The following is a 20,055-nucleotide window of genomic DNA, read 5'->3' as shown; positions in this document are numbered from 1 at the left end:
GCTCCAGCCGTTCCTACGGTTGATTCATGCATCGCGTATTGATCACGGCCGCTATCGTTTTCGGCCTCGTCGCACCATCAAGTGCGAACGCCGCACCGGAGCCAGCCCTGACTCCCGCTGCCATCGACGCCTACCTGGACGAGGCGATGGAATCGACCGGCCTGCCGGGTGTCTCACTCGTTGTCACCCATGGGGACACCGTCGTCCACGCCACCGGCGCGGGCCGGGATTCGCGCGGGGAGCCGATGGCGGCGGATTCACCGATGCGGGTCGCGTCGTTGAGTAAATCCATGACCGCGACCGCCGTGATGACGCTGGTCGAGGACGGTCGTCTGGCATTGGACAGGCCGGTGGTCGAGCAGTTGCCCGAGTTCCGGATGGACGATGCTCGTGCGAATCGAATCACCGTGCGGCACTTGCTGAATCAAACCTCGGGACTGTCGGACCGGACGGTCGACATCGGAGCCACCGACAAGGCGCGGACACTGACCGATAACGTTGCCACCTTGCGCTCCGGCACGCTGGCAGCCGAACCTGGAACGCGGTGGGCCTACTGCAATGTCAACTACGACATCGCGGCACGCCTGGTGGAGGTGGCCAGTGGCCGCAGCTTCGGCGACTATCTGCGAGAGCGGGTGTTCGGCCCACTCGGTATGACCGCCAGCGGCACCGATGCCGACCTGCCCGCACCACCGAACGGCTTCACCTCGGTGTTCGGGCAGTGGGTAGCGCGGCCGGAGCTCGTCGGATTCCCCGGGGGCGGAGCAGGTTCGGTCATCACGACGGCCGCGGACATGGGCCGGTGGTTGATCGCCAACACCGGCAACGGGCCACACCTCGTCTCCGCGCAAGGCCTGACGACAATGCAGACCCCGGTCCTGCACCGCTACGGAATGGGTTGGGGCACAGAGGAAGACGGTGACCTGCTCGTCCATTCCGGAAACCTGTTCACCTACAACGCCGCCCAAGCGATCGACCCGAAGACCGGATACGGCTTCGCGGTCATGACCAACAGCACCGGACTCGCCGACGACACCTACCCGATCATGCTCGGTCTCGCCGCGATGAGCCGTGGCGAAACACCGGAAGTTCCAGGTGCCACCAGGCAATGGTCCGAGGTCGCGCTCGCGGCGATCGTGGTGGCGGCACTGGGTCTCGGCGGGCTCGGCGTGTTCAGGGCGCGGCGATGGGCGAGCGCAAGGCGCGGGACCTGGTGGACAGGTGCACGACTGCTCCCAGCACTGGTGCCCGTGCTGCTGTTCGCCGGATTCCCTGCCGTCATCTCGATCATCATGGGCGGGCGGGCCGTCACCTGGACGCAGCTCACCTACTACGCGCCGCTCCTGATCACCGTCGGCGTCGCCGCGGCGGCCGGCCTGGCCACCACAGCGACACGGGTCTATCGGCTGCGATCGGTAAGGTCGGGCGAATGAGGAACGGGGCCGCGCTGGTGGTGCTCGCGGGAGCAGTCCAGATCAACGGGCTGTTCCTCGACGAGCTTCCGCTGTGGCGGCAGGTGCTGTATCTCGTGCTCGCCGTACTGTCCTACCTCCATGGCCGAAACTTGCCGTTCCCGCGCGAATGGACCGTGCTCGCCGCGCTGGCGGCGCCGGGGATGGTGTTCACACTGGCGGATTTCTCGGTCGGCAGTGGTGTACTCGGGTCGTTCGTTCTCGCGTGCGCGCTGCCGTGGTCGGCGGGGCGGTTCCGGCGTCAGCAGGCCGAACTGTTGGTCGCGAGCGCCGAGCGCGTCACCCGTCTCGAACAGGAAAAGCGCCTGGTCGCCGAGCGCGCCGAGCTACGCGAACGCACCCGGATCGCCGCGGACATCCACGACAGCCTCGGCCACGATCTGGCGCTGATCGCGCTGCGCGCCGGTGCGCTCGAGCTGGCCGACGATCTGTCCGAGCCGAACCAGCAGGCGGCCGCCGAGCTGCGGGCCGCCGCGACGACCGCCACCGATCGGCTCCGCAGCACGATCGGGGTACTGCGTCAGGCAGCCCCGATCGACCCGCACATAGAAGATGCCACCACGGTCGTCGACAGTGCTCGCAGCGCCGGAATGACCGTCACCACACACGGTTTCGATGGTCCGCCGATGCCGCCACTCGTCGAGCGGACAGTGTCTTACGTCGTGCGCGAATCGCTGACGAACGCAGCGCGGCACGCCCCCGGCGCCGAAGTGGTGATCCGCATGGAACGCACACCGACGCTGGTCGACGTGACAATCGACAACCCACGGACCGATATACCGAGCCGCGCGGACCACTTGTCGGACATCGCAGCCGAAAGTCCATCGCGTGCCGACTGTCGGTCAGTGTCCCCGTCCAGCCCACCGACAGGCACGGACCTCCTACCTGCCGCGAACTCCGCCCCGCACTCAGGCACACCCAGCCTTCCGCTGGCTGCGGCGATGGAATCCGCTCCGGGATCCGGTGTCGGCCTCGCGGGCCTTCGTGACCGGGTTCATCTGCTGGACGGCACATTTCACGCGAACGCCGAGCAACGCCGCTTCATCGTCCGCGCGCAGATCCCGCTCGACCCGATCAGGGGAGCTCCATGACGATCCGGGTCCTGCTCGCCGACGACGAACCGCTGATCCGCGCCGGTGTGAAGGCGATCCTGGCCACCGATCCGGAGATCGAGGTGATCGCCGAGGCGGGCGACGGGCGCGAAGCCGTCGCATCGGCCCGGCACCACCGGCCCGACATCGCGCTGCTCGATATCCGGATGCCCCGACTCGACGGTCTCGGTGCCGCCGCCGAACTCCGCGCGTTCCTGCCGTCGGTGGCGGTGGTCCTGCTCACCACTTTCGACGAGGACGACTACGTCGACGCCGCCATGGCCCACGGCGTCGACGGGTTCCTGCTCAAGGCCGCCGACCCTCGCGAACTCCTGCTCGGTGTCCGGGCCGTGGCGGACGGCGCTGCCTACCTCTCCCCGCGAATTGCGCGGAAGGTCATCGCCCGCTCCGGCAATCCGGCACCCATCGCGGCACGTCGTCGCGTCGAGGCGCTGACCGACCGCGAGCGAGACGTGCTCGCCCTGCTCGGACGCGGACTGTCCAACGCCGACATCGGTCGCACCCTGTTCCTCGCCGAGGCAACCGTGAAATTCCACGTCAGCGCGATCTTGCGACGCCTCGAGGTGGACAACCGGGTGCAGGCGGCGATCTGCGCATACGAAGCCGGGCTGACCCGTGGGGACAGCCCGGCTGGGTAAAACGACTACCTCAGACGATCGAGAACAGCAACGCCGCGACCGCGAAACTCACCACGGACAGGATGGTTTCGAGCACTGTCCAGGTCTGCAGCGTCTGTTTCACCGTCATGTTGAAGTACTTCGCGATGATCCAGAACCCGCCGTCGTTGACGTGGCTGAGGATGATCGAGCCCGCCGCGATCGACATGGCGATCAACGCGATGGCCATCTGCGAGTAGTGCTGCTCGGCGACCAGCGGGGCGACGATGCCGCCGGTGGTGACGATGGCGACCGTGGCCGAACCCTGGGCGATGCGCAAGCCGCAGCTGATCAGGTAGGCGAGCACGATGATCGGCAGACCGGCCGCCGACATGGTGTCGGCCAGTGCGGTGCCGATGCCGGTGGCCGAGATGACCTTGCCGAAGAAGGCGCCCGCACCGACCACCAGCAGCACCATGCCGACCGGCTTGAGCGATTCGGCGGTGATGGTGCTCAGTTCCTGCACGGTCGAGCCGCGCCGGATCCCGAGCAAGTAGAACGCCACGAGCACGGTGATGAGCAGCGCGACCGCGGGGGTGCCGAAGAAGGTGAGCACTTGCAGCAGCGTCGAATCCTTGTCCAGCAGTTGGTAACCGAACGTCGCGCCGAGGATCAGCACCAGCGGGATCGCGATGATGCCACCGATCAGAGCCACCGAGGGCGGCGACTTGGTGATGACGGCGGTCGCACCGGAGCCGTCGGGATCGTCAGCGGGTTCCGGCTCCAGGGGGACGAATTCCTCGGGCACCGAAACCATGACGCGCTTGCCGATGTAGCTGCCCCAGACGATACCCGCGGCGATGAAACCCGGTATGCCGCAGACGAATCCCATCAGGATCAACCAGCCGAGGCTCACGCCCAGCAACCCGCCGAGCGCGACCGGGCCGGGGTGCGGTGGGAGGAAGGCATGCGTCATCGACAGGCCGGCGAGCATCGGCATGGCGTAGAGGACCAGTGATCGCCCGCCGCGCTTGGCCGCGACATAGACCAGCGGCGCGAGGACGAAGATGCCGATGTCGAAGAACACGGGGATGCCGAAGATGAGCCCGAGCAGGCCCATCGCGATGGGAGCGCCCTTCTCGCCGAACACGCCGAGCAGTTTGTCGGTGAGAACGTCGGCGCCACCGGATCTTTCGAGGATCGCGCCGAGCACGGTGCCGAGACCGATGATCACCGCGATATGACCGAGGATGCCACCGAAGCCGGTTTCCAGTAGTGACTCACCGGCTTTCAGCGGGGTGCCGACGATTTCAGAGACCGGCAGCCCGGCGGCCAGCGCCAGCAGCAGTCCGGTCAACAGCAGCGCGACGAACGGCTCCAGTTTGACCTTGATGATGGCGATGAGTAGTACAGCGATCGCGAGACCGCACAGCACCAGCAACCCGGGGGTGGTGGTGCGCAACCAGTCGACGGTGGCGCCCATGGAAAACCTCTCAATCAAGCGAATGGACGAAGTGTGCGGCCTTGGAGCCGATGTGCGACCAGCGCGCGGTCTCGACGTCGAGCGGGGCGACCACTTCGGTGCCCGCGGTGACGGCGATCGCGCCCGCACGCAGGAAATCGCGGGCGTTGTGGGAATTCACGCCGCCGGAGGGGATCAGGAGCATGTGCGGGAACGGCCCGAGCAGGTCTTTGAAGTACTGCGGGCCGAGCGCGCGCGCCGGGAAGATCTTCACCGCCGCCGCCCCCATCTCCGCCGCCGCGAGAACCTCCGAGGGCGTGAACGCGCCCATGATGACCGGAATCGTGTGCGCGGCAGCCACTTCGGCGACCTCGGGGCGCAGCGCGGGGGTGACCAGGAATCTGGCGCCGACCTCGATGGCGGCTTCGGCCTGCTCGCGGGTTGTGACGGTGCCGACCCCGATCACGGCGTCGGTGACCGTACTGGCCTTGCCGATCGCGTCGAGCACACCGAGAGTGGTGAAGGTCAGTTCCACCGCCCGCAGCCCCGCGCCCGCGAGCGCCGTGGCGAGCGCGGCCGGGTCGGGGATGGCGGGCGCGCGGACCACGGTGAGTGCGCGGTCGGCGCGGATCACCTCCATGGCCTCCGACGACGAACTGAGCAACGGGTTCATCGGGTTTCCTCCTTCGTGGTGTCCAGGCGCAGGGCGCGACCGGCGCGTACTCCGGTCGCGGTGCCGTTCTCCAGCGCGAACTCGCCGTTGACCAGCACGTGCTGGATACCACGGGCCTGCTGTTGCGGGTGCTCGAATGTTGCCGTGTCGTGGATCGTTGCCGGATCGAACACGACGAGGTCTGCGGCGAAACCGGGCCGGATCAGCCCGCGTTCAGCCAGCCGCAGCCGGGCCGCCGGTCGCCCGGTGAGGTGGTGCACGCAGTCCTCGAGGCCGAGGACGCCCAGTTCACGGACATAGCGCGACAGGTAGCGCGGGAAGGTGCCCCACGCACGCGGGTGCGGTCGGGCGCCGACGAGCAAGCCGTCGCTGCCGCCCATGTGGCCGGGGTCGACCATGATGGCGCGCACGTTCTCCTCGTGGCCGACGTGCTGCAGGATCGTGGTGGCGAGCTGGTCGCGGCACAGCAGGTCGAAGAACACTTCGACGGGAGCGACACCGTGCTCGGCCGCGATCTCGGCGACTGTCCGGCCAACTACCTCCGACAGTGCGTCGTCGCCGACGCCGCTGATCTGGATGGTTTCCCATTCGACGGTGACGCCGTGGCAGCCGTCGGACCCGTTGACGTCGACATCTTCGGTGATCCTGGCGCGCTCGGCCGGATCGTCCAGGCGGGCGAGCGCGGCGTCGGGCCCACCCGACATCGCCCAGCTGGGCAGCAGCGCGGACAGGGTGGTCGAGCCGGGCAGATACGGGTAGGTGTCGAGGGTGATGTCGCAGCCGTCGGTGCGGGCTTGCGCGATCATCGCGAGGAATTCCGGTGCGCGGCCACGGTTCACCCCGAAGTTCATCGTGGCGTGGGTCAGGTGCAGCGCGCAGCCGGTGGCCTTCGCCAGGCCGATCATCTCCGCGTAGGCCTCGAGCGCGCCCGCGCCGTAAGAGCGTGTGTGCGGTGCGTAGAAGCCACCGTAGGAAGCGACCACCGCGCACAGTGCGGCGAGTTCGCTTGTGTCGGCATACATTCCGGGCGTATACGTGAGCCCGCTGGACATGCCGACCGCACCCTGTTCGAAGCCCTCGGCCAGCAGCGCGCACATCCGGTCGATCTCTGCGGCGGTGGCCACGCGCTGGTCGTTGCCGACGACGAGCATGCGCAGCGTGCCCTGCGGAACGAGGTAGGCGGCATTGGGCGTGATGCCTTCGTCGAGTCGGTCAAGGTACTGCGCGACGGTGCGCCAGGAGAAGTCGAAGTCGGCCGGATTGCCGTTCCAGCCCGCGATCTGCCTGCGCACCACCGCGAGGGCGGCCTCGTCGATGGGCGCGTAGGACAGCCCGTCCTGGCCGATCACCTCGGTGGTGACGCCCTGGGTGATCTTCGGGAAGTGGTCGGGGTGGGTGAGCAGGTACAGGTCGGAGTGCGCGTGCATGTCGATGAACCCGGGCGTGAGAACCGAACCCGGCTGTACCGGAACGACTCTCGCGTCGGAGTCGATGGTGCCGGGTGGCGCGATCTCGGTGATGCGGCCGTCGCGAACCACGACGTCGCCGCGGGTGCGTGGGGCGCCGGTGCCGTCGATGATATCGATGTCACGAAAGAGCAGGTGCGTCATGGTCATCCGTCAGAAGTAGGTGCGGATCAGGTCGACCACGCGCGGGTCGGTCGTGTCGGCGTCGTCGATCACCGGGATGCGGCGCCACTTGTCGAAGGCGGTGCACGGGTGCGAGAGGCCCAGGCGCACAACGGAACCGACCGGAAGGTCGGCAGCGTCGGCACCGGGCATCCGCAGGAAGGTGTGCTGATCGTTCAGTGCGGTGACCACGGCATTCGAGGGGAGGGTGCCGCCGATGACCAACTGGGGCACCGGCAGGCCCTCGTCGAAGGGGAAGTCGCGTTTGCCGCCGTCGAGCAGAGCCAGTTCCGGTTCGGGTCGCGAGACCACCCGAGCCCAACCGTGCATGGCCGAGCGAAGGCCGGGTTCCCTCGCGGGCGCGGCGAGCGGGGAAATTCCCGCGTAGAAGCCGTCGTCATGGACGAGGTAGGCGCCGCTGCGCAGGATCACGGTGGTAGACGCGTCGGCGAGCCCGGCGAGTTCGTCGACGACGAGTTCGGGATAGGCACTGCCGCCTGCGGTGACAACCGCCGGACCCGAATAGGCGCCCGCCGCAACGAGTTCGGTGTGCAGTGCGCCGAGCTCGCGCAGATAGCCGCGCACTGCCGCGACACCCTCGGTGCTGCGATCGTGAGCCAACGCGCCCTCGTACCCCGCGACACCGGCCAGACTCAACCGCTCACTCGCGCCGACGGCGGCGGCCACCGCATGCGCTTCGGCACGAGTGCGCGCCCCGGTGCGACCGTGTGGCCCACCCAGCTCGACCAGCACCCGCACGCGCGGCCCCGCGGCGGTCTCGCGCAGGATCTTGTCCATCAGTTCGACGGTGGCCACACCATCGGCCCAGCAGTACAACTCGAAGTCGGGGTGGCGCGCGGATTCCGCTGCGGCCCAGGCCAATCCGACCGGGTCGATCAGCGTATTGGCGAGCATGATCCGGCCGACACCGAACGACCGCGCGAGTTGCGCCTGCCACGCGGTGGCCAGGGTGATCCCCCACGACCCGGCCACGAGCTGTTCGCGCCACAGCTGCGGCGCCATCGTCGTCTTGCCGTGCGGGGCGAGCGCGACGCCCGCCGCATCAGTCCAGTCGGCCATGAGGTCGCGGTTCGCGTCGAGCCTGCCGCGATCGAGGGTGAGCAACGGCGTCTGCCACTGATCCAGACCCGGTGCGCCGGCGAGATATTCGCGCACGGTGTGCCCCCACGCCGCGGGCGGCGCGCTCTTGTCGTGGGGTCCGAGCAACTCGTCGGCGAGGGCATCTACGACGTCGTTGTCGATGATCACAGCCATCCCTTCCTTCTCGACCGAACCCGGGGTAACGGTCCGATCAGCCATATCCGATAAACATTGCACAGGCTGCAACGGTGGTTGCACTGAATGTTTCTGCTCGTTATTGTGCATGCAGAGGGCAGTGACCGCAAGCACGAAAGGGCAAATGAGGTGATCTACGTAACAAACGACCAGCCCAGGGCGGTCACTGTCGGCGAGGGTCTGGCCGTGCTGATCGCGGGCGCGGGGCCCCTGGAACAGTCCGCGCAGTTCGATCGCGGGGCGGGCGGCGCGGAGGCCAATGTGGCCGTGGTGCTGGCCCAGCTCGACGTGTCGGCGGCGTGGCTGTCGCGGGTCGGCGACGACGGATTCGGTCGGTACCTGACGACCGAGCTCGGTGCGCAGGGGGTCGATGTCTCGGCGGTCGCGGTCGATCCGACGCGGCCTACGGGCCTCTACGTCAAGGAGCGGGGCGCGGGTTCCGGTGCCGCCAACGATCTCGGCGCCGATGCCAGCCGCATGCACTACTACCGCACGGGTTCGGCGGCCAGTGCGCTGTCCCCCGCCGACCTCACGGAGCGAGCCGCCCTGCTCGACGGCGCCGATCTCGTGCACTTCACCGGCATCACCCCGGCGCTCTCGGAGTCGGCGACCGAACTCACCCGCGCACTGCTGGCGCGACCCCGACAGTGCCTCGTCAGCTTCGACCTGAATTACCGTCCGGCAGTGTGGGGTTCACGCATCGACGAAGCCTCCGAAGAACTCGACGCGCACATTCGCGGCGCCGACGTGGTGTTCCTCGGTGCCGACGAGGCCGAGGAGATCTTCGGCACCGGCGACCCGGCCGCCCTGCGCGCACTGTTCCCCGAACCCGCCCAGCTGATCGTCAAGAACGACAAGCACAGCGTCACCGGCTTCGACGGTGCGTCCTGGATCGAGGTACCCGCGCTGACCCTCGAGATCACCGAACGCATCGGCGCCGGTGACGCTTTCGCCGGTGGCTACCTCGCCGCGCTGCTACACGGCGCCGACCTGCGCACGCGCCTGCGATACGGCCACCTGTGCGCCGCGGCGGCCCTCACCGCCGCCGGTGATTCGGCGAAACTGCCACCGTCACAAGATCTTCGGCGCCTGGCCGGGCTTCCCGACGACAGCTGGGCCGGGCTGCACTACCCCGCCGCGCTCAATGAAACGATCAGCACATGAGTCAAAGCGTGTCGCGAGCCCTGTCCATTCTCATTGCCCTCGGCGAGAATTCGCAGTCGCTCGACGAGTTGGCGGTCCGGCTCGGCGTGCACAAGTCGACAGTGTTGCGATTGCTACAGACCATGCAGGCCGATCGGTTCGTCGTGCACGACAGCGCGCACCGCTATTCGCTCGGCACCAGGATGTTCGAATTGGCAAGTCGCGCACTGGAGAACCGTGATGTGCGCACCGTCGCCCGCCCGTATCTGAGGAAACTGGGCGCGGCTACCGGGCAAACCGTGCACCTGGCCGCCTACGAATCCGGCGACGCCGTCTACATCGACAAGGTCGACGCCGAACAGGCGGTGCGGATGTATTCGCGCATCGGCAGGCCGGCGCCCCTTCACTGCACCGCGGTCGGCAAGGTGCTCGTCGCCGCACTGCCTCGCAGCGAATGGCCCGCTGTGGCAGCACGATTGGACTACCACCCCTTCACCACCCGCACCCTGCGCACCCCCGAGCAGTATCTGGCCGAATTGGATCTCGTCGCCGCGCAGGGGTTCGCCGAGGATCACGAGGAACACGAGAGCTTCGTCAACTGCATCGGTGTCGGCGTGCGCGACGGGATCGGTTCCGTGGTCGCCGCCGTGTCGGTCTCGGTACCCGACGTGCTGCTCGACCATGATCAGGTGCTGGCATTGTTGCCGCAGGTCAGGGCGACTGCCGACGCCATCTCCACCGAGCTCGGCTGGGACCCCCGCCGAGACGTCACCGCGAGGAAAGGCTGAACCACATGTCCGACAAGACCGCCGTGCGCACCTCCGACGCCCCGGCACCCGCCCACACCTTCTCCCAGGGCGTGCGCAAGGGCCCGTTCGTGCAGGTGTCCGGTCAGGGCCCGGTGGATCCCGAGACCAACGAGTACCTGCACCCCGGCGATGTGGCCGCCCAGACCACCCGCACCCTGATGAACGTCAAGGCGATCATCGACGCCTCCGGTGCCACCTTCGACGATGTGATGATGCTGCGCGTCTACCTCACCAAGCGCGAGGATTTCGCGATCATGAACGAGGCCTACGGTGAGTTCGTGACCGAGCACACCAGCAACGGCGTGCTCCCCTCGCGCACCACCGTTTTCACCGGTCTGCCGCGCGCGGAGATGCTGGTCGAGATCGACGCGATCGCGGTCGTAACCGACTGAGCCACCGCGATTCCCACGATGTCGTGGACGTCGTCGGCGCGTGCGTGTTGAGATGGGGACGCCCCCGCACGGGGGTGTTCGCCCCGCTCTACCCGAGGATTGCGCCTATGTTCGCCAAGTTCGCCCGCCCGCTCGCTGTCGCCGCCCTGGCGCTGTCCGTCACCGCGATCGGTGCGGGAACCGCGTCGGCCGCCCCCGCGCAGCCGGTCGTCGGCTCGGTGTCGATCTGCACCGGCATCCCGGTCGGACCGATCACCATCAGCGTCTGCCTGTAGGTGGTTAACCCGAGTCGCGCTGCTAGCCCGAGTTGCGGAGCGCGGTGGCGAGGCCGTTCATGGTGAGCAGGATGCCTCGCTTCACCAGTTCGGAATCGTCGCCGCCGCGCAGCCGGGCCAGCAGGTCGACCTGGAGCTGGTTCAGTGGCTCCAGGTAGGGGAAGCGGTTGTGGATCGATTCGGCCAGTGACGGGTTGTCACTGAGGAGTTCAGTGTGGCCGGTGACCGCCTTGTACATGCGGATGGTGCGGGCGTGCTCGTCGGTGATCATGGCGAAGATCTTCGCTCGCAGGGTTTCGTCGGTGACGAGTTCGGCGTAGTTGGCGGCGATGTCGAGGTCGCTCTTGGCCATCACCTGGGCCAGGTTCGACAGGACGGTGTTGAAGAACGGCCAGCGCTGGTAGAGATCGGTGAGGCGGGCGAGGCGGGCCGGATCGTCGCCGACCCAGTCCTCGAGGGCGGTGCCGGTGCCGTACCAGCCGGGCAGCATGACCCTGGCCTGGCTCCACGCCATCACCCAGGGGATGGCGCGCAGGTCCGACACCGAATTGGTGGGTTTGCGGGAGGCGGGGCGGCTGCCGATATTGAGGTCGCCGACCTCGGCGACCGGAGTGGATTCGCGGAAGTATTCGACGAAGCCGGGGGTGTCGTGCACGAGGTTCGCGTAGGCGGCGCGGGCGCGGGCGGCGAGGTCGTCGAGCAGTTCATAGGCGGGTTCGGCGTCGTCGCCGAGGCCCTCCACATCCAAGAGTGTCGACTCCAGGGTGCCCGCGATCAGTGATTCCAGATTACGGTGTGCCGCACCGGATTCGGAGTACTTCGCGGCGATCACCTCGCCCTGTTCGGTGAGGCGCAGCGAGCCCTGCACCGCACCGGCGGGCTGGGCCAGAATGGCGTCGTAGCTGCGACCACCACCGCGACCGACGGTGCCGCCGCGACCGTGGAACAGCCGCAACCGGATGCCCGACTTCCTGGCCACCTCCACCAGGTCGAGTTCGGCGCGGTAGAGCGCCCAGTTCGCGGCGAGGTAGCCGCCGTCCTTGTTGGAATCGGAGTAGCCGAGCATCACTTCCTGGCGCATGCCCGCCGCCTCGACCAGCTCGCGATACACCGGAACCTCCAGTACCGCAGCGAGAGTCGACGCACCGGCGCTCAGGTCCTCGATGGTCTCGAACAGCGGGACGATACCGACGGGGCAGCTCGGCGCGACGTCGGCGGTGCCGGGATCGAGGATGCCCGCTTCCTTCAGCAGCAGGGCCGCTTCGAGCATGTCGCTGACCGAGGTGCACATGCTGATGATGTAGTTGGGGATGGCGGCCGCGCCGAAGGTGTCGATGACCTCCTTGGCAGCGCCGAGCACGCCGAGCTCTTTGGTGGCGAGCTCGCTCAACTGCGCGGTGGGGCCCAGCAGTGGTCGGCGCGTGCGCAATTCGGTAGCCAGCAGCTCGACACGCTCGTCTTCGGACAGGCTCGGGTAATCGGCGTGCACGCCCGACCACGCCAGCAGTTCGGTGACGACCTGTTCGTGCACCTCGGAGTTCTGGCGCATGTCCAGGCCCTGCAGGTGGAAGCCGAAGGTTTCGATGGCGTGGCGCAGGGCGGCGAGGCGGTCGTCGGCGAGCAGGCCGTCGCCGCTGGCGCGCATGGATTCGTCGATCGCGTCGAGGTCGTCGAGGACGGCCTGCGGGGTCGGGTACGGGGCGGCATCGGAAGCGAATCCGTGTTCGGGCAGTTCGCCGAGTGCCAGCTCCGCGGTGGCGCTGAGGCGGGCCCGAATCGCGTGCAGCGCACGACGATACGGTTCGTCGGCGAACAGGCCGGGGTCGGGATAGCCCGCGGCCGCGAGCTCGGCGACCGGGGGTGTCACCTGCACCAGGCGGGCCGATTGCGACAGGGTCTTCTCGAGTTCGACCAGCTCGTCGAGGTACCGGCCGAAGGCATAGGCGGCGGCCTGTTCGGCGGCGGTGTGCACGACTTCGGCTGTGACGAAGGGATTTCCGTCGCGGTCGCCGCCGATCCAGGAGCCGGGGCGCAGGATCGGGCGCGGCAGCAGGTCTTCCGCGGGCCAGCGTTCCCGCAGCGCGGCTCGCACCTGGGCGTTGATCGCGGGGATTACGTCGTAGAGGGTCAGGTCGTAGTAGCGCAGACCGACCGAGATCTCGTCCTGAATCCGCAAGCGCGCCAACCGGATCAGCGCCGTGCGCCACAGGGTCAGTACCTCGCGACGAATCCGCAGTTCCGAGTCCGCCAGCCCGGGATCGCCGGGTTCGAGCCGACGACGCAGTCGCATGAGTTCGGTGATCTTGGACTGCACGTCGAAGACTGTGCGCCTGCGGGTTTCGGTCGGGTGCGCGGTGATCACCGGGGAGACGAGCGCGTCGGTGAGCAGGTCGGCCACCGTCGAGCCGTCGAGTCCGGCCGCGTCGAGCTTGTCGTAGGTCGCGGCCAGGGAGGAATCCTGCGGCGGCTCCCCCGCGGCCACGTGCACGGCGCGGCGGCGATCACGCTGGATGTCCTCGGCCAGATTGGCCAGCAGCACGAAATAGCTGAACGCGCGGATCAGCGGGATGGCGACCTCGGTGGGGGTGCCGTCGAGCATATCGGCGACAGCGCTGCGCTCGACCTCCTCGCGGCGCACCCGGAATGCCTCGGTGCGCACGCGCTCGATCAGGTCGAACACCTCGGGACCTTCGTGGTCGCGGATGGTGTCGCCCAGGATGCCGCCGAGGAAACGGATGTCCTCGCGCAGCGGCCGGGTTGCTTCCTGCTCCATCGGTTCACCCATGGAAATACAGTATTGCGGTAATCGCCGCTCCGCGACCCGGCGACGCGCTCCTACCGTGGGCGGATGTGGTTGTCGGCACACACCGATACGGTCGATTCACCATCGTTGAAGGGGGATTACCGATGTCAGGTACACGACCAGCGCTCAGCACGACCGGATGCGCCGCCAACCTGATCAGCGCCCGATTACCGGCCATGGCACGCGGTGCCGGACGACTGCACGAACGGATGTACCGGCGTTTCGGCGGCGGTCCCGCGGGAAAATGGCTGGGCAGGCCGATTTTCCGGCTCACGGTCGTCGGGCGCACATCAGGACAGCCACGATCGGTTGTCCTGATGCTTGTCCGCGACGGCGATGACCTGGTGGTGTGCGGATCCAACGGCGGCAATCCGAGCGCGCCGAACTGGTGGCGGAACCTGGTCGCCGCCGAATCCGGTGAGGTGCAACTCGGGCGCGACACCTGGCCGGTGGCCGTGCGCGAGATCACCGACGACGCCGAATACGAGCGGCTGTGGGCGGTGCTCGTCGCGGGCTATCCCGACTTCGCCACCTACCGTGAGCTGACCGAGCGCCGCCTGCCGATCGCGGTGTTGCGCCGGGTCAGCCCTTCTGGCGGGCGTTGAAGCGGATCTGATTGCCCCAGGGGTCGCGGAACGCGCAGTCGCGGCCGTATTGCTGGTTCACGATCTCTTGGGCGACGGTGGCGCCCGCGTCGCGGATGCGGGTGAAGGTGCCGTCCAGGTCGTCGGTCGCGAAGATGATCGTGGACTGGGCGCCGCTGTCGATGCGGGCCTGCGCCGCTGCCCGGTACGCGGGGTCGGGGGACATTTCCGGGGTTTCCAGCACGAATTCCAGGTGCTTCTGGTCGACCGGGCCGACGGTGAGCCAGCGCAGATTGCCTTCGAACGGGATATCGGTGCGGACTTGCAGACCGATCAGGTCGCGATAGAAGGTCAGAGCCTCGTCCTGGTCGCCCACGAGCAGCATGACGTGGGTGAGGGACAGATCTTCGCCGTGGCGCATGCGGTCTCCTCTGGTCGTGGTGCGCCGGTCGGCGCCTGCCGACCAGCGTAACCAGCAAACCTAGAGTTGCCTGATCACCCGCGCCGGGTTGCCCGCCGCGAACACCCGGTCGGGCAGATCACGCGTCACCACACTGCCCGCCCCGACCACCACATCGTCACCGATCGTCACGCCGGGGCACACGATCACCCCGCCACCGAACCAGGCATTGTTCCCGATCCGGATCGGCGCCGCGGATTCCCAACGCTGCCTGCGCTTTTCGTGATCCTCCATCGGATGCAGCGCGGTGAGCAACTGCACGCGGGGCCCGATCGAACAGTCGTCGCCGATGGTGATCGGCGCGCAATCCAGCAGAATCGCGTCGTAATTGAGGAAGCTGTTCGCCCCGATCTCGATCAGATACCCGTAATCACACTGGAACCGCGGCATGATCCACGACCCCTCCCCCACCTTGCCCAGCAGATCCCCCAGCAACTCGGTCCGCCGCCCGGTCTCATCCGGCCCGGTCCGATTGAACTCATCACACAACCGTTGCGCCCGTTGCCGTTCGGCCACGAGTTCCGGATCGTTGTCCTTGTACAGTTCCCCCGCCAACATCCGCTGCTTCTGCTCACCCACCCCGCCGAGTGTAGGGCGTTCGCCTACCGAGTGGCCGCGAGCGTCGCCGCGGCCACTTCGCGCACTGTGCGCCGGGTGTCCGAGGCCGACGCGGGGTGCCGATAGTGGTCGACCCAGATCAGGTCAGCGCCTCGGCGCACCACGACGGAGCTCGCGGCGGTCTCGCCGTCGTCACCGTCGGCGTTACAGGACTCGTCTCCCAAGCCGGCACCGGGAACGAATCTGCCCATCATCGCCGAACCGTCGCACCATGAGGCGAGTGCCTTCGATGCTTGGTCCGCTCCCGAGATCCACCAGATCCGTCCGTAGCGCAACAGCCGCACCTTCAGGTTCCCGTATTCGTCGACGCCGATCGGATGGTTGTCCGCGGTGTGAAATTCACACGCCGCGTCGCTGTCACCCGAATAGCTCGCTGCGGGCATCCGCTCCCCGAACGGGACCGCACGTTCGAAGAGTGCCGGCCCGATCACCGCGCACAGGTCCGGCGGGACCGCGGCCGCCGGTTCCGACCTCTCCCACCGCTCCAAGAGATGCAAGCCCACACCGAAGACCACGAAGATGAGAACCACCGAACCCAGTCCGACCAGACATCCGCGCGGCCCCACCTGCTTGCTCATTCAGTCATGATCGACGCCCGCTGCGCTCGAAGCAAACAGCGTTCTCGCTTCTCGCGCAGGCGAATCCGGGCGCGGTGTCCGTCGGCGGCTACTTCGCCGGGTCGACCTGGAAGGTCTCGGCGATGTCGTCGAGGACGGAGTGTGCACCGGTGAGGCCGACCGAGGTGAGCCAGACCAGGTCGTCGACCGGGGTGATCTTGCCGTGCAGCTGGTTCCACAGTGGGTTGGCCTCCGCGGCTGCCTTGCGCTGGGTGGCGGCGTCTTCGCCGTTGCTGGTGAGGAAGATGTAGTCGGCGTCGGCGTCGAGGAGGCGCTCGGGGCTCAGGGTGATCGAGAAGTCGTTTTTCGGGTCGGTGGACTTGTCGGGCTGGTTCAGGCCGGTGTCGGCGAAGATGTCGCCGACGAAGCTGACCCGCTGCATCAGCCGGTCCTCCTTGGGCATGAAGCGCAGCAGCGACACGGTCGGGGCGTTGCCGCCGTTCTTTTCCTTGATCGCGGCGCCGATCTTGGCGGCGCGGTCCTGGTACGCCGCGAGTTTCGCCTTGGCCAGGTTCTCCTTGTCGACCGCTTTGGCGAGCAGCAGGAGGTTTTCCTTCCAGGTGGCGCCGGTGGTCTGGCTGAACACGACCGGGACCGTGCCCGAACCGAGTTTGATGCCCTTGAACTGCTCGTACTGCTTCTCGTGGCGGACCTTTGCCGACACGATCAGGTCGGGTCGGGCACCGGCCAGTTTCTCGATATCGGGGGTCTGCAGGTTGCCGATGTTGACCGCGCGCCCGCCACAGGTCTGGGCGGCCGAGCCGAGGAAGGCGGGTAGTTTCTCGCCCATGGACTGGTAGGTCGTGTACGCGACCAGTTCGGTGTTCAGCACGAGGGCGGCGTCGACGAAGGTCTGATCGAGGGCCGCGACGCGGACCGGCCGGGTGGTGATGGTCGCCGGGTCGACCGTGGTGCCGACGTCGACGCCCGCCTTGTCCTTGACCGCGCCCTTGTCGATGGTGCGCGGGTAGGCACCGCCGTCGAGATTGCTCGCGGTGTCGCAAGCGCTGCTCGCGGCACTGCCGGGAGTCCGATCCTGGCCACACGCGGACAGACTCGAGACGGCGGCGGCGACTACCGCGGCAGCGGCGAGTCGGCGGATCAGTGGGGTGTTCATCGAATGCTCCCGGGTGGTTCGGATGATCTCAGGGTTGATAACGTAGCGAAGCCTTACCTAATTACCAACTATGAAGTAGGAACAGTGCCCGCATCACCGCCCGGAGTCGTGTTCGCCAACACACGTGCTCGCCGGTTGCTTCTCGTCGCCGGACTCGCGGTCGCGGTGCTCGCCGCCGTCGTGCTCAGTCTTGCCGTCGGCTCCAAATTCATTGCTCCCCTTGATGTTCTGCATGCCCTCGGTGGCACGACCGATACCGAGACCGGTGCGATCGTCAACGGTCTCCGCCTGCCGCGCACGCTGCTGGGGGTCCTCGCCGGCCTCGCGCTCGGCGTCGCGGGCGCCGTGATCCAGGGCCACACCAGGAACCCACTGGCCGACCCCGCGCTGCTCGGCATCACCCAGGGTGCGGCGCTCGGGATCGTGCTGGCGGTGATGGTCGGCGGCATCCCGAGCCTGTTCGGTTACGTGTGGTTCGGTTTCGCCGGGGCACTGATCGCCACCGTCACCGTGTTCGTCATCGGCGCAACGGGCCGCGGCGGACCCACCCCGGTGACGCTCGCCCTGGCGGGCGCCGCCGTCAGCTACCTGTTGCAAGGGTTGATCTCGGCGGTGGTGCTGTTCGACACCGATGTCACTGACATCTACCGCTTCTGGAAGGCCGGCTCGCTCGTCGGGTCCAACCTCGACTTACTCGGCAAGGCAACACCTTTCGTCATCGTCGGGATCGTGCTCGCCCTGGCGAATACCTCCGCGCTCAACGCGCTCGGCCTCGGCGAGGACACCGCGAAAGCACTGGGCCATCGCGTTTTCCTCGCTCGCACCGTCGGCATCGGGTCGATCGTGCTGCTCACCGGTGCGGTCGTGGCGATTGCCGGACCCCTCGGCTTCGTCGGTCTCGTCGTTCCGCATCTGGCACGTGGCATCACCGGCCCCGACTATCGCTGGCTCGTCCCTGTGGCCGGGCTACTCGGCGTCGTCATGGTGTTGGCCGCCGATATCGCGGGACGGCTGGTGCTGGACAAGGGCGAACTGCCGGCGGGCATCATGCTCGCCTTCGTCGGTGTTCCGTTCTTCATCGTGCTGGTCCGGCGCCGCAAGCTGGTGACCATATGAGTACTGTCCGCGCGGTCCGGCTTGGCCCGGTGTCCTGGCAACTGCGACTGCGCACGACCGGTGTGCTGCTGGTCGGCCTCGCGATCCTCGTCGCCGCGAGCTGCGTCGCCCTCGCGATCGGCACCTACACGATGCCCGATGGCGGTCCAGTCACCCCGTGGGACGTGGTGGCGGTGCTCACCGGTGGTGGCGACGACGGCCTCGCCTACGTGGTGTGGGATCTGCGGCTGCCCCGGATTCTCACCGGTGCGCTGGTCGGCGCGGCGTTGGCGTTGTCGGGTGCGATCACCCAGGGGATCGCGCGAAACCCGTTGTCCAGCCCCGATATTCTCGGCGTCACCGCGGGCTCGAGCGTCGCCGCTGTCGCGGTGATCGCGCTGACCGGAAGCCGCGGTCAGCTCAGCGGTGTCGCTGCCGAGATCGGGGTGCCCGTCGCGTCCATGTTCGGCGGATTGCTCGCCGCTTTCGGTGTTTTCCTGCTGGCCTGGCGCGGCGGCATCGAAGGGTATCGACTCGTCCTCGTCGGTCTCGGCGCCGGTTCGCTGCTGTCCAGCGTGACGTTCTGGCTGCTCAGTGTCGGCGAAGTCGATGTCGCGGCGCGGGCGGTGACCTGGCTGACCGGCAGCCTCAACGGCAGCAGCTGGATTCAGGTGACCCCGGTGGCGATCGCCCTGGTGATCCTGGTGCCGGTGGTTCTGGCGAGCACCCACCTGCTCGGTGCCCTGCACTTCGGCGACGACACCGCCCGCTCACTCGGCGTGCGGCTCAACGTCGCCCGCCTGTTCCTGCTGGTCCTGGCCGTGCTGCTCGCCGGGGTCGCCACGGCGTCGGCGGGCGCCATCATCTTCATCGCGCTCGCGGTGCCGCAGGTGGCGCTGCGACTCACCGGCTCGGCACAGCCGCCGCTGCTCACCTCGGCACTGCTCGGCGCGGCCTTCACCGTCACCGCAGACCTCGTCGCCCGGACCCTCCTGCCCGCCGGTGAGCTCCCCGTCGGCGTGATCACCGCGGTACTCGGCGCGCCCTATCTGATCTATCTGTTGATGCGGCGCAATCGCGCCGGGAAAGCGGGCGTGTGATGACCGTTCGGTTGCGAGCCAGCGAACTGACCCTCGGCTACGGGCCGACCACCGTCGTCGACAACCTGAACCTGGACATCATCGGCGGCACCATCACCGCGGTGATCGGCCCCAACGGGTGCGGCAAATCCACGCTCCTGCGCGCGATGGCCCGGTTGCTGCGCCCCGCCGGTGGGCACGTGCACTTGGACGGCAAACGCATCGACCGCATGTCGACCAAGGAAGTAGCGCGGGTACTCGGCATCCTGCCCCAATCACCGCTCGCCCCTGAGGGTCTCACCGTCGCCGACCTGGTCGCTCGCGGCAGACACCCACACCAGCGCTGGTACCGCCAGTGGTCCCAGGACGACGAGTCCGCTATCACCGCGGCCCTGATGTGGACCGACATGGTCGAATTCGCCGACCGCTCGCTCGACGAACTGTCCGGCGGACAACGCCAGCGCGCCTGGATCTCGATGGCACTGGCCCAGAACACCGACCTGCTCCTACTCGACGAACCCACCACCTTCCTCGACCTCGCCCACCAGATCGAAGTGCTCGACCTGGTCCGGCGCCTGCACACCGAAGCGGGCCGCACGGTGGTGATGGTGTTGCACGACCTGAATCTCGCCGCGCGCTATGCCCACCGCCTGGTCGCGATGCGGGCGGGCCGCGTGGTCGCCGCCGGAACGCCCGCCGAAGTCCTCACCGAGGAGACGGTGGCGGAAGTGTTCGGGCTGCGCGCGAAGGTGATCGAGGACCCGGTGACCGCGACACCGCTGGTGGTCCCGATCGGGCCGGTCGCGGCGACCTCGTAGGGTTGC

Annotated in this window: 20 protein-coding genes; 11 read left to right on the top strand and 9 right to left on the bottom strand. The window is 67.9% G+C overall.

Features of this window, described 5'->3' with window-relative positions; genetic code table 11:
* The first annotated feature begins 26 nt into the window (after window positions 1-26).
* Genes ACFWUP_RS17305 through ACFWUP_RS17295 form a run of 3 tightly spaced genes read left to right on the top strand, consistent with a single transcriptional unit; the run spans window position 27 to window position 3,222 of the window.
* Complete coding sequence (locus ACFWUP_RS17305) at window positions 27-1,433, top strand: serine hydrolase domain-containing protein (RefSeq protein ID WP_379235322.1); 1,407 nt, start codon at window positions 27-29, stop codon at window positions 1,431-1,433.
* Window positions 1,430-2,563 carry a sensor histidine kinase gene (locus ACFWUP_RS17300; RefSeq protein ID WP_379235320.1) on the top strand — a complete coding sequence of 378 codons (1,134 nt, stop codon included), beginning with the start codon at window positions 1,430-1,432 and terminating at the stop codon, window positions 2,561-2,563. Before ACFWUP_RS17305 ends, ACFWUP_RS17300 begins: the two co-directional genes overlap by 4 nt.
* Entirely contained in the window at window positions 2,560-3,222 is a 663-nt protein-coding gene (locus ACFWUP_RS17295) for a response regulator (protein WP_379235318.1), read from the top strand. The genes ACFWUP_RS17300 and ACFWUP_RS17295 overlap by 4 nt, the downstream gene beginning before the upstream one ends.
* Before the next feature lie 10 nt (window positions 3,223-3,232).
* Here the strand turns inward: ACFWUP_RS17295 and ACFWUP_RS17290 are convergent, their stop codons facing one another.
* From ACFWUP_RS17290 to ACFWUP_RS17275, 4 genes are read right to left on the bottom strand one after another with little or no spacing between them, the layout of a single operon-like run.
* Window positions 3,233-4,663 carry a GntP family permease gene (locus ACFWUP_RS17290; protein ID WP_379235316.1) on the bottom strand — a complete coding sequence of 477 codons (1,431 nt, stop codon included), beginning with the start codon at window positions 4,661-4,663 and terminating at the stop codon, window positions 3,233-3,235.
* Window positions 4,664-4,673: 10 nt separating this feature from the next.
* Window positions 4,674-5,315, bottom strand: coding sequence for a bifunctional 4-hydroxy-2-oxoglutarate aldolase/2-dehydro-3-deoxy-phosphogluconate aldolase (locus ACFWUP_RS17285; RefSeq protein WP_379235314.1), 642 nt, complete (start codon window positions 5,313-5,315; stop codon window positions 4,674-4,676).
* Window positions 5,312-6,925 carry an amidohydrolase family protein gene (locus tag ACFWUP_RS17280; protein WP_379235312.1) on the bottom strand — a complete coding sequence of 538 codons (1,614 nt, stop codon included), beginning with the start codon at window positions 6,923-6,925 and terminating at the stop codon, window positions 5,312-5,314. The genes ACFWUP_RS17285 and ACFWUP_RS17280 overlap by 4 nt, the downstream gene beginning before the upstream one ends.
* Before the next feature lie 9 nt (window positions 6,926-6,934).
* Window positions 6,935-8,218 carry an amino acid deaminase gene (locus ACFWUP_RS17275; protein ID WP_379235310.1) on the bottom strand — a complete coding sequence of 428 codons (1,284 nt, stop codon included), beginning with the start codon at window positions 8,216-8,218 and terminating at the stop codon, window positions 6,935-6,937.
* Window positions 8,219-8,368: 150 nt separating this feature from the next.
* Here ACFWUP_RS17275 and ACFWUP_RS17270 point away from each other — a divergent pair, with 150 nt between their 5' ends.
* The 4 genes from ACFWUP_RS17270 (at window position 8,369) to ACFWUP_RS17255 (ending at window position 10,858) form a co-directional block, all read left to right on the top strand.
* A complete protein-coding gene (locus ACFWUP_RS17270; protein ID WP_379235308.1) occupies window positions 8,369-9,403 on the top strand; it encodes a sugar kinase in 1,035 nt (344 codons plus the stop codon).
* Complete coding sequence (locus ACFWUP_RS17265; protein WP_379235306.1) at window positions 9,400-10,170, top strand: IclR family transcriptional regulator; 771 nt, start codon at window positions 9,400-9,402, stop codon at window positions 10,168-10,170. The genes ACFWUP_RS17270 and ACFWUP_RS17265 overlap by 4 nt, the downstream gene beginning before the upstream one ends.
* A 5-nt stretch (window positions 10,171-10,175) precedes the next feature.
* Complete coding sequence (locus tag ACFWUP_RS17260) at window positions 10,176-10,583, top strand: RidA family protein (RefSeq protein ID WP_379235304.1); 408 nt, start codon at window positions 10,176-10,178, stop codon at window positions 10,581-10,583.
* Between the two features lie 107 nt (window positions 10,584-10,690).
* Window positions 10,691-10,858 carry a hypothetical protein gene (locus ACFWUP_RS17255; protein WP_379235302.1) on the top strand — a complete coding sequence of 56 codons (168 nt, stop codon included), beginning with the start codon at window positions 10,691-10,693 and terminating at the stop codon, window positions 10,856-10,858.
* A 22-nt stretch (window positions 10,859-10,880) separates the two neighbouring features.
* Here the strand turns inward: ACFWUP_RS17255 and ppc are convergent, their stop codons facing one another.
* On the bottom strand, window positions 10,881-13,643 hold the full coding sequence (gene ppc, locus ACFWUP_RS17250) for a phosphoenolpyruvate carboxylase (RefSeq protein ID WP_379235300.1): 2,763 nt from the start codon (window positions 13,641-13,643) through the stop codon (window positions 10,881-10,883).
* A gap of 122 nt (window positions 13,644-13,765) precedes the next feature.
* Between ppc and ACFWUP_RS17245 the strand changes: the two genes are divergently transcribed.
* The gene (locus tag ACFWUP_RS17245; protein ID WP_379235298.1) at window positions 13,766-14,266 is read left to right on the top strand and encodes a nitroreductase/quinone reductase family protein; all 501 of its coding nucleotides are present in this window, start codon (window positions 13,766-13,768) and stop codon (window positions 14,264-14,266) included.
* Here the strand turns inward: ACFWUP_RS17245 and ACFWUP_RS17240 are convergent.
* The 4 genes from ACFWUP_RS17240 to ACFWUP_RS17225 all read right to left on the bottom strand — a co-directional run bounded on the left by ACFWUP_RS17240 (window position 14,244) and on the right by ACFWUP_RS17225 (window position 17,057).
* Window positions 14,244-14,666 carry a VOC family protein gene (locus tag ACFWUP_RS17240; protein WP_379235296.1) on the bottom strand — a complete coding sequence of 141 codons (423 nt, stop codon included), beginning with the start codon at window positions 14,664-14,666 and terminating at the stop codon, window positions 14,244-14,246. The genes ACFWUP_RS17245 and ACFWUP_RS17240 overlap by 23 nt on opposite strands.
* A 60-nt stretch (window positions 14,667-14,726) precedes the next feature.
* Window positions 14,727-15,284: a sugar O-acetyltransferase gene (locus tag ACFWUP_RS17235; RefSeq protein WP_379235294.1), complete on the bottom strand. Its 558-nt coding sequence runs from the start codon at window positions 15,282-15,284 to the stop codon at window positions 14,727-14,729.
* A gap of 23 nt (window positions 15,285-15,307) precedes the next feature.
* On the bottom strand, window positions 15,308-15,901 hold the full coding sequence (locus ACFWUP_RS17230; RefSeq protein WP_379235292.1) for a hypothetical protein: 594 nt from the start codon (window positions 15,899-15,901) through the stop codon (window positions 15,308-15,310).
* Between the two features lie 88 nt (window positions 15,902-15,989).
* Complete coding sequence (locus tag ACFWUP_RS17225) at window positions 15,990-17,057, bottom strand: ABC transporter substrate-binding protein (RefSeq protein WP_379235290.1); 1,068 nt, start codon at window positions 17,055-17,057, stop codon at window positions 15,990-15,992.
* Window positions 17,058-17,165: 108 nt separating this feature from the next.
* Between ACFWUP_RS17225 and ACFWUP_RS17220 the strand changes: the two genes are divergently transcribed.
* From ACFWUP_RS17220 to ACFWUP_RS17210, 3 genes are read left to right on the top strand one after another with little or no spacing between them, the layout of a single operon-like run.
* Window positions 17,166-18,173 (top strand): FecCD family ABC transporter permease, encoded by a 1,008-nt coding sequence (locus ACFWUP_RS17220; protein WP_379235288.1) that lies wholly within the window; start codon window positions 17,166-17,168, stop codon window positions 18,171-18,173.
* A complete protein-coding gene (locus ACFWUP_RS17215) occupies window positions 18,170-19,252 on the top strand; it encodes a FecCD family ABC transporter permease (RefSeq protein ID WP_379235286.1) in 1,083 nt (360 codons plus the stop codon). The genes ACFWUP_RS17220 and ACFWUP_RS17215 overlap by 4 nt, the downstream gene beginning before the upstream one ends.
* Window positions 19,252-20,049, top strand: coding sequence for an ABC transporter ATP-binding protein (locus tag ACFWUP_RS17210; RefSeq protein ID WP_379235285.1), 798 nt, complete (start codon window positions 19,252-19,254; stop codon window positions 20,047-20,049). Before ACFWUP_RS17215 ends, ACFWUP_RS17210 begins: the two co-directional genes overlap by 1 nt.
* Window positions 20,050-20,055 lie beyond the last annotated feature (6 nt).

Origin of the sequence: Nocardia sp. NPDC058658, assembly GCF_042716665.1 — a bacterium.
Taxonomy (GTDB): domain Bacteria; phylum Actinomycetota; class Actinomycetes; order Mycobacteriales; family Mycobacteriaceae; genus Nocardia.
Note: the sequence above shows the minus strand (reverse complement) of the source record. Positions and strands in the feature narration are given on the sequence as shown.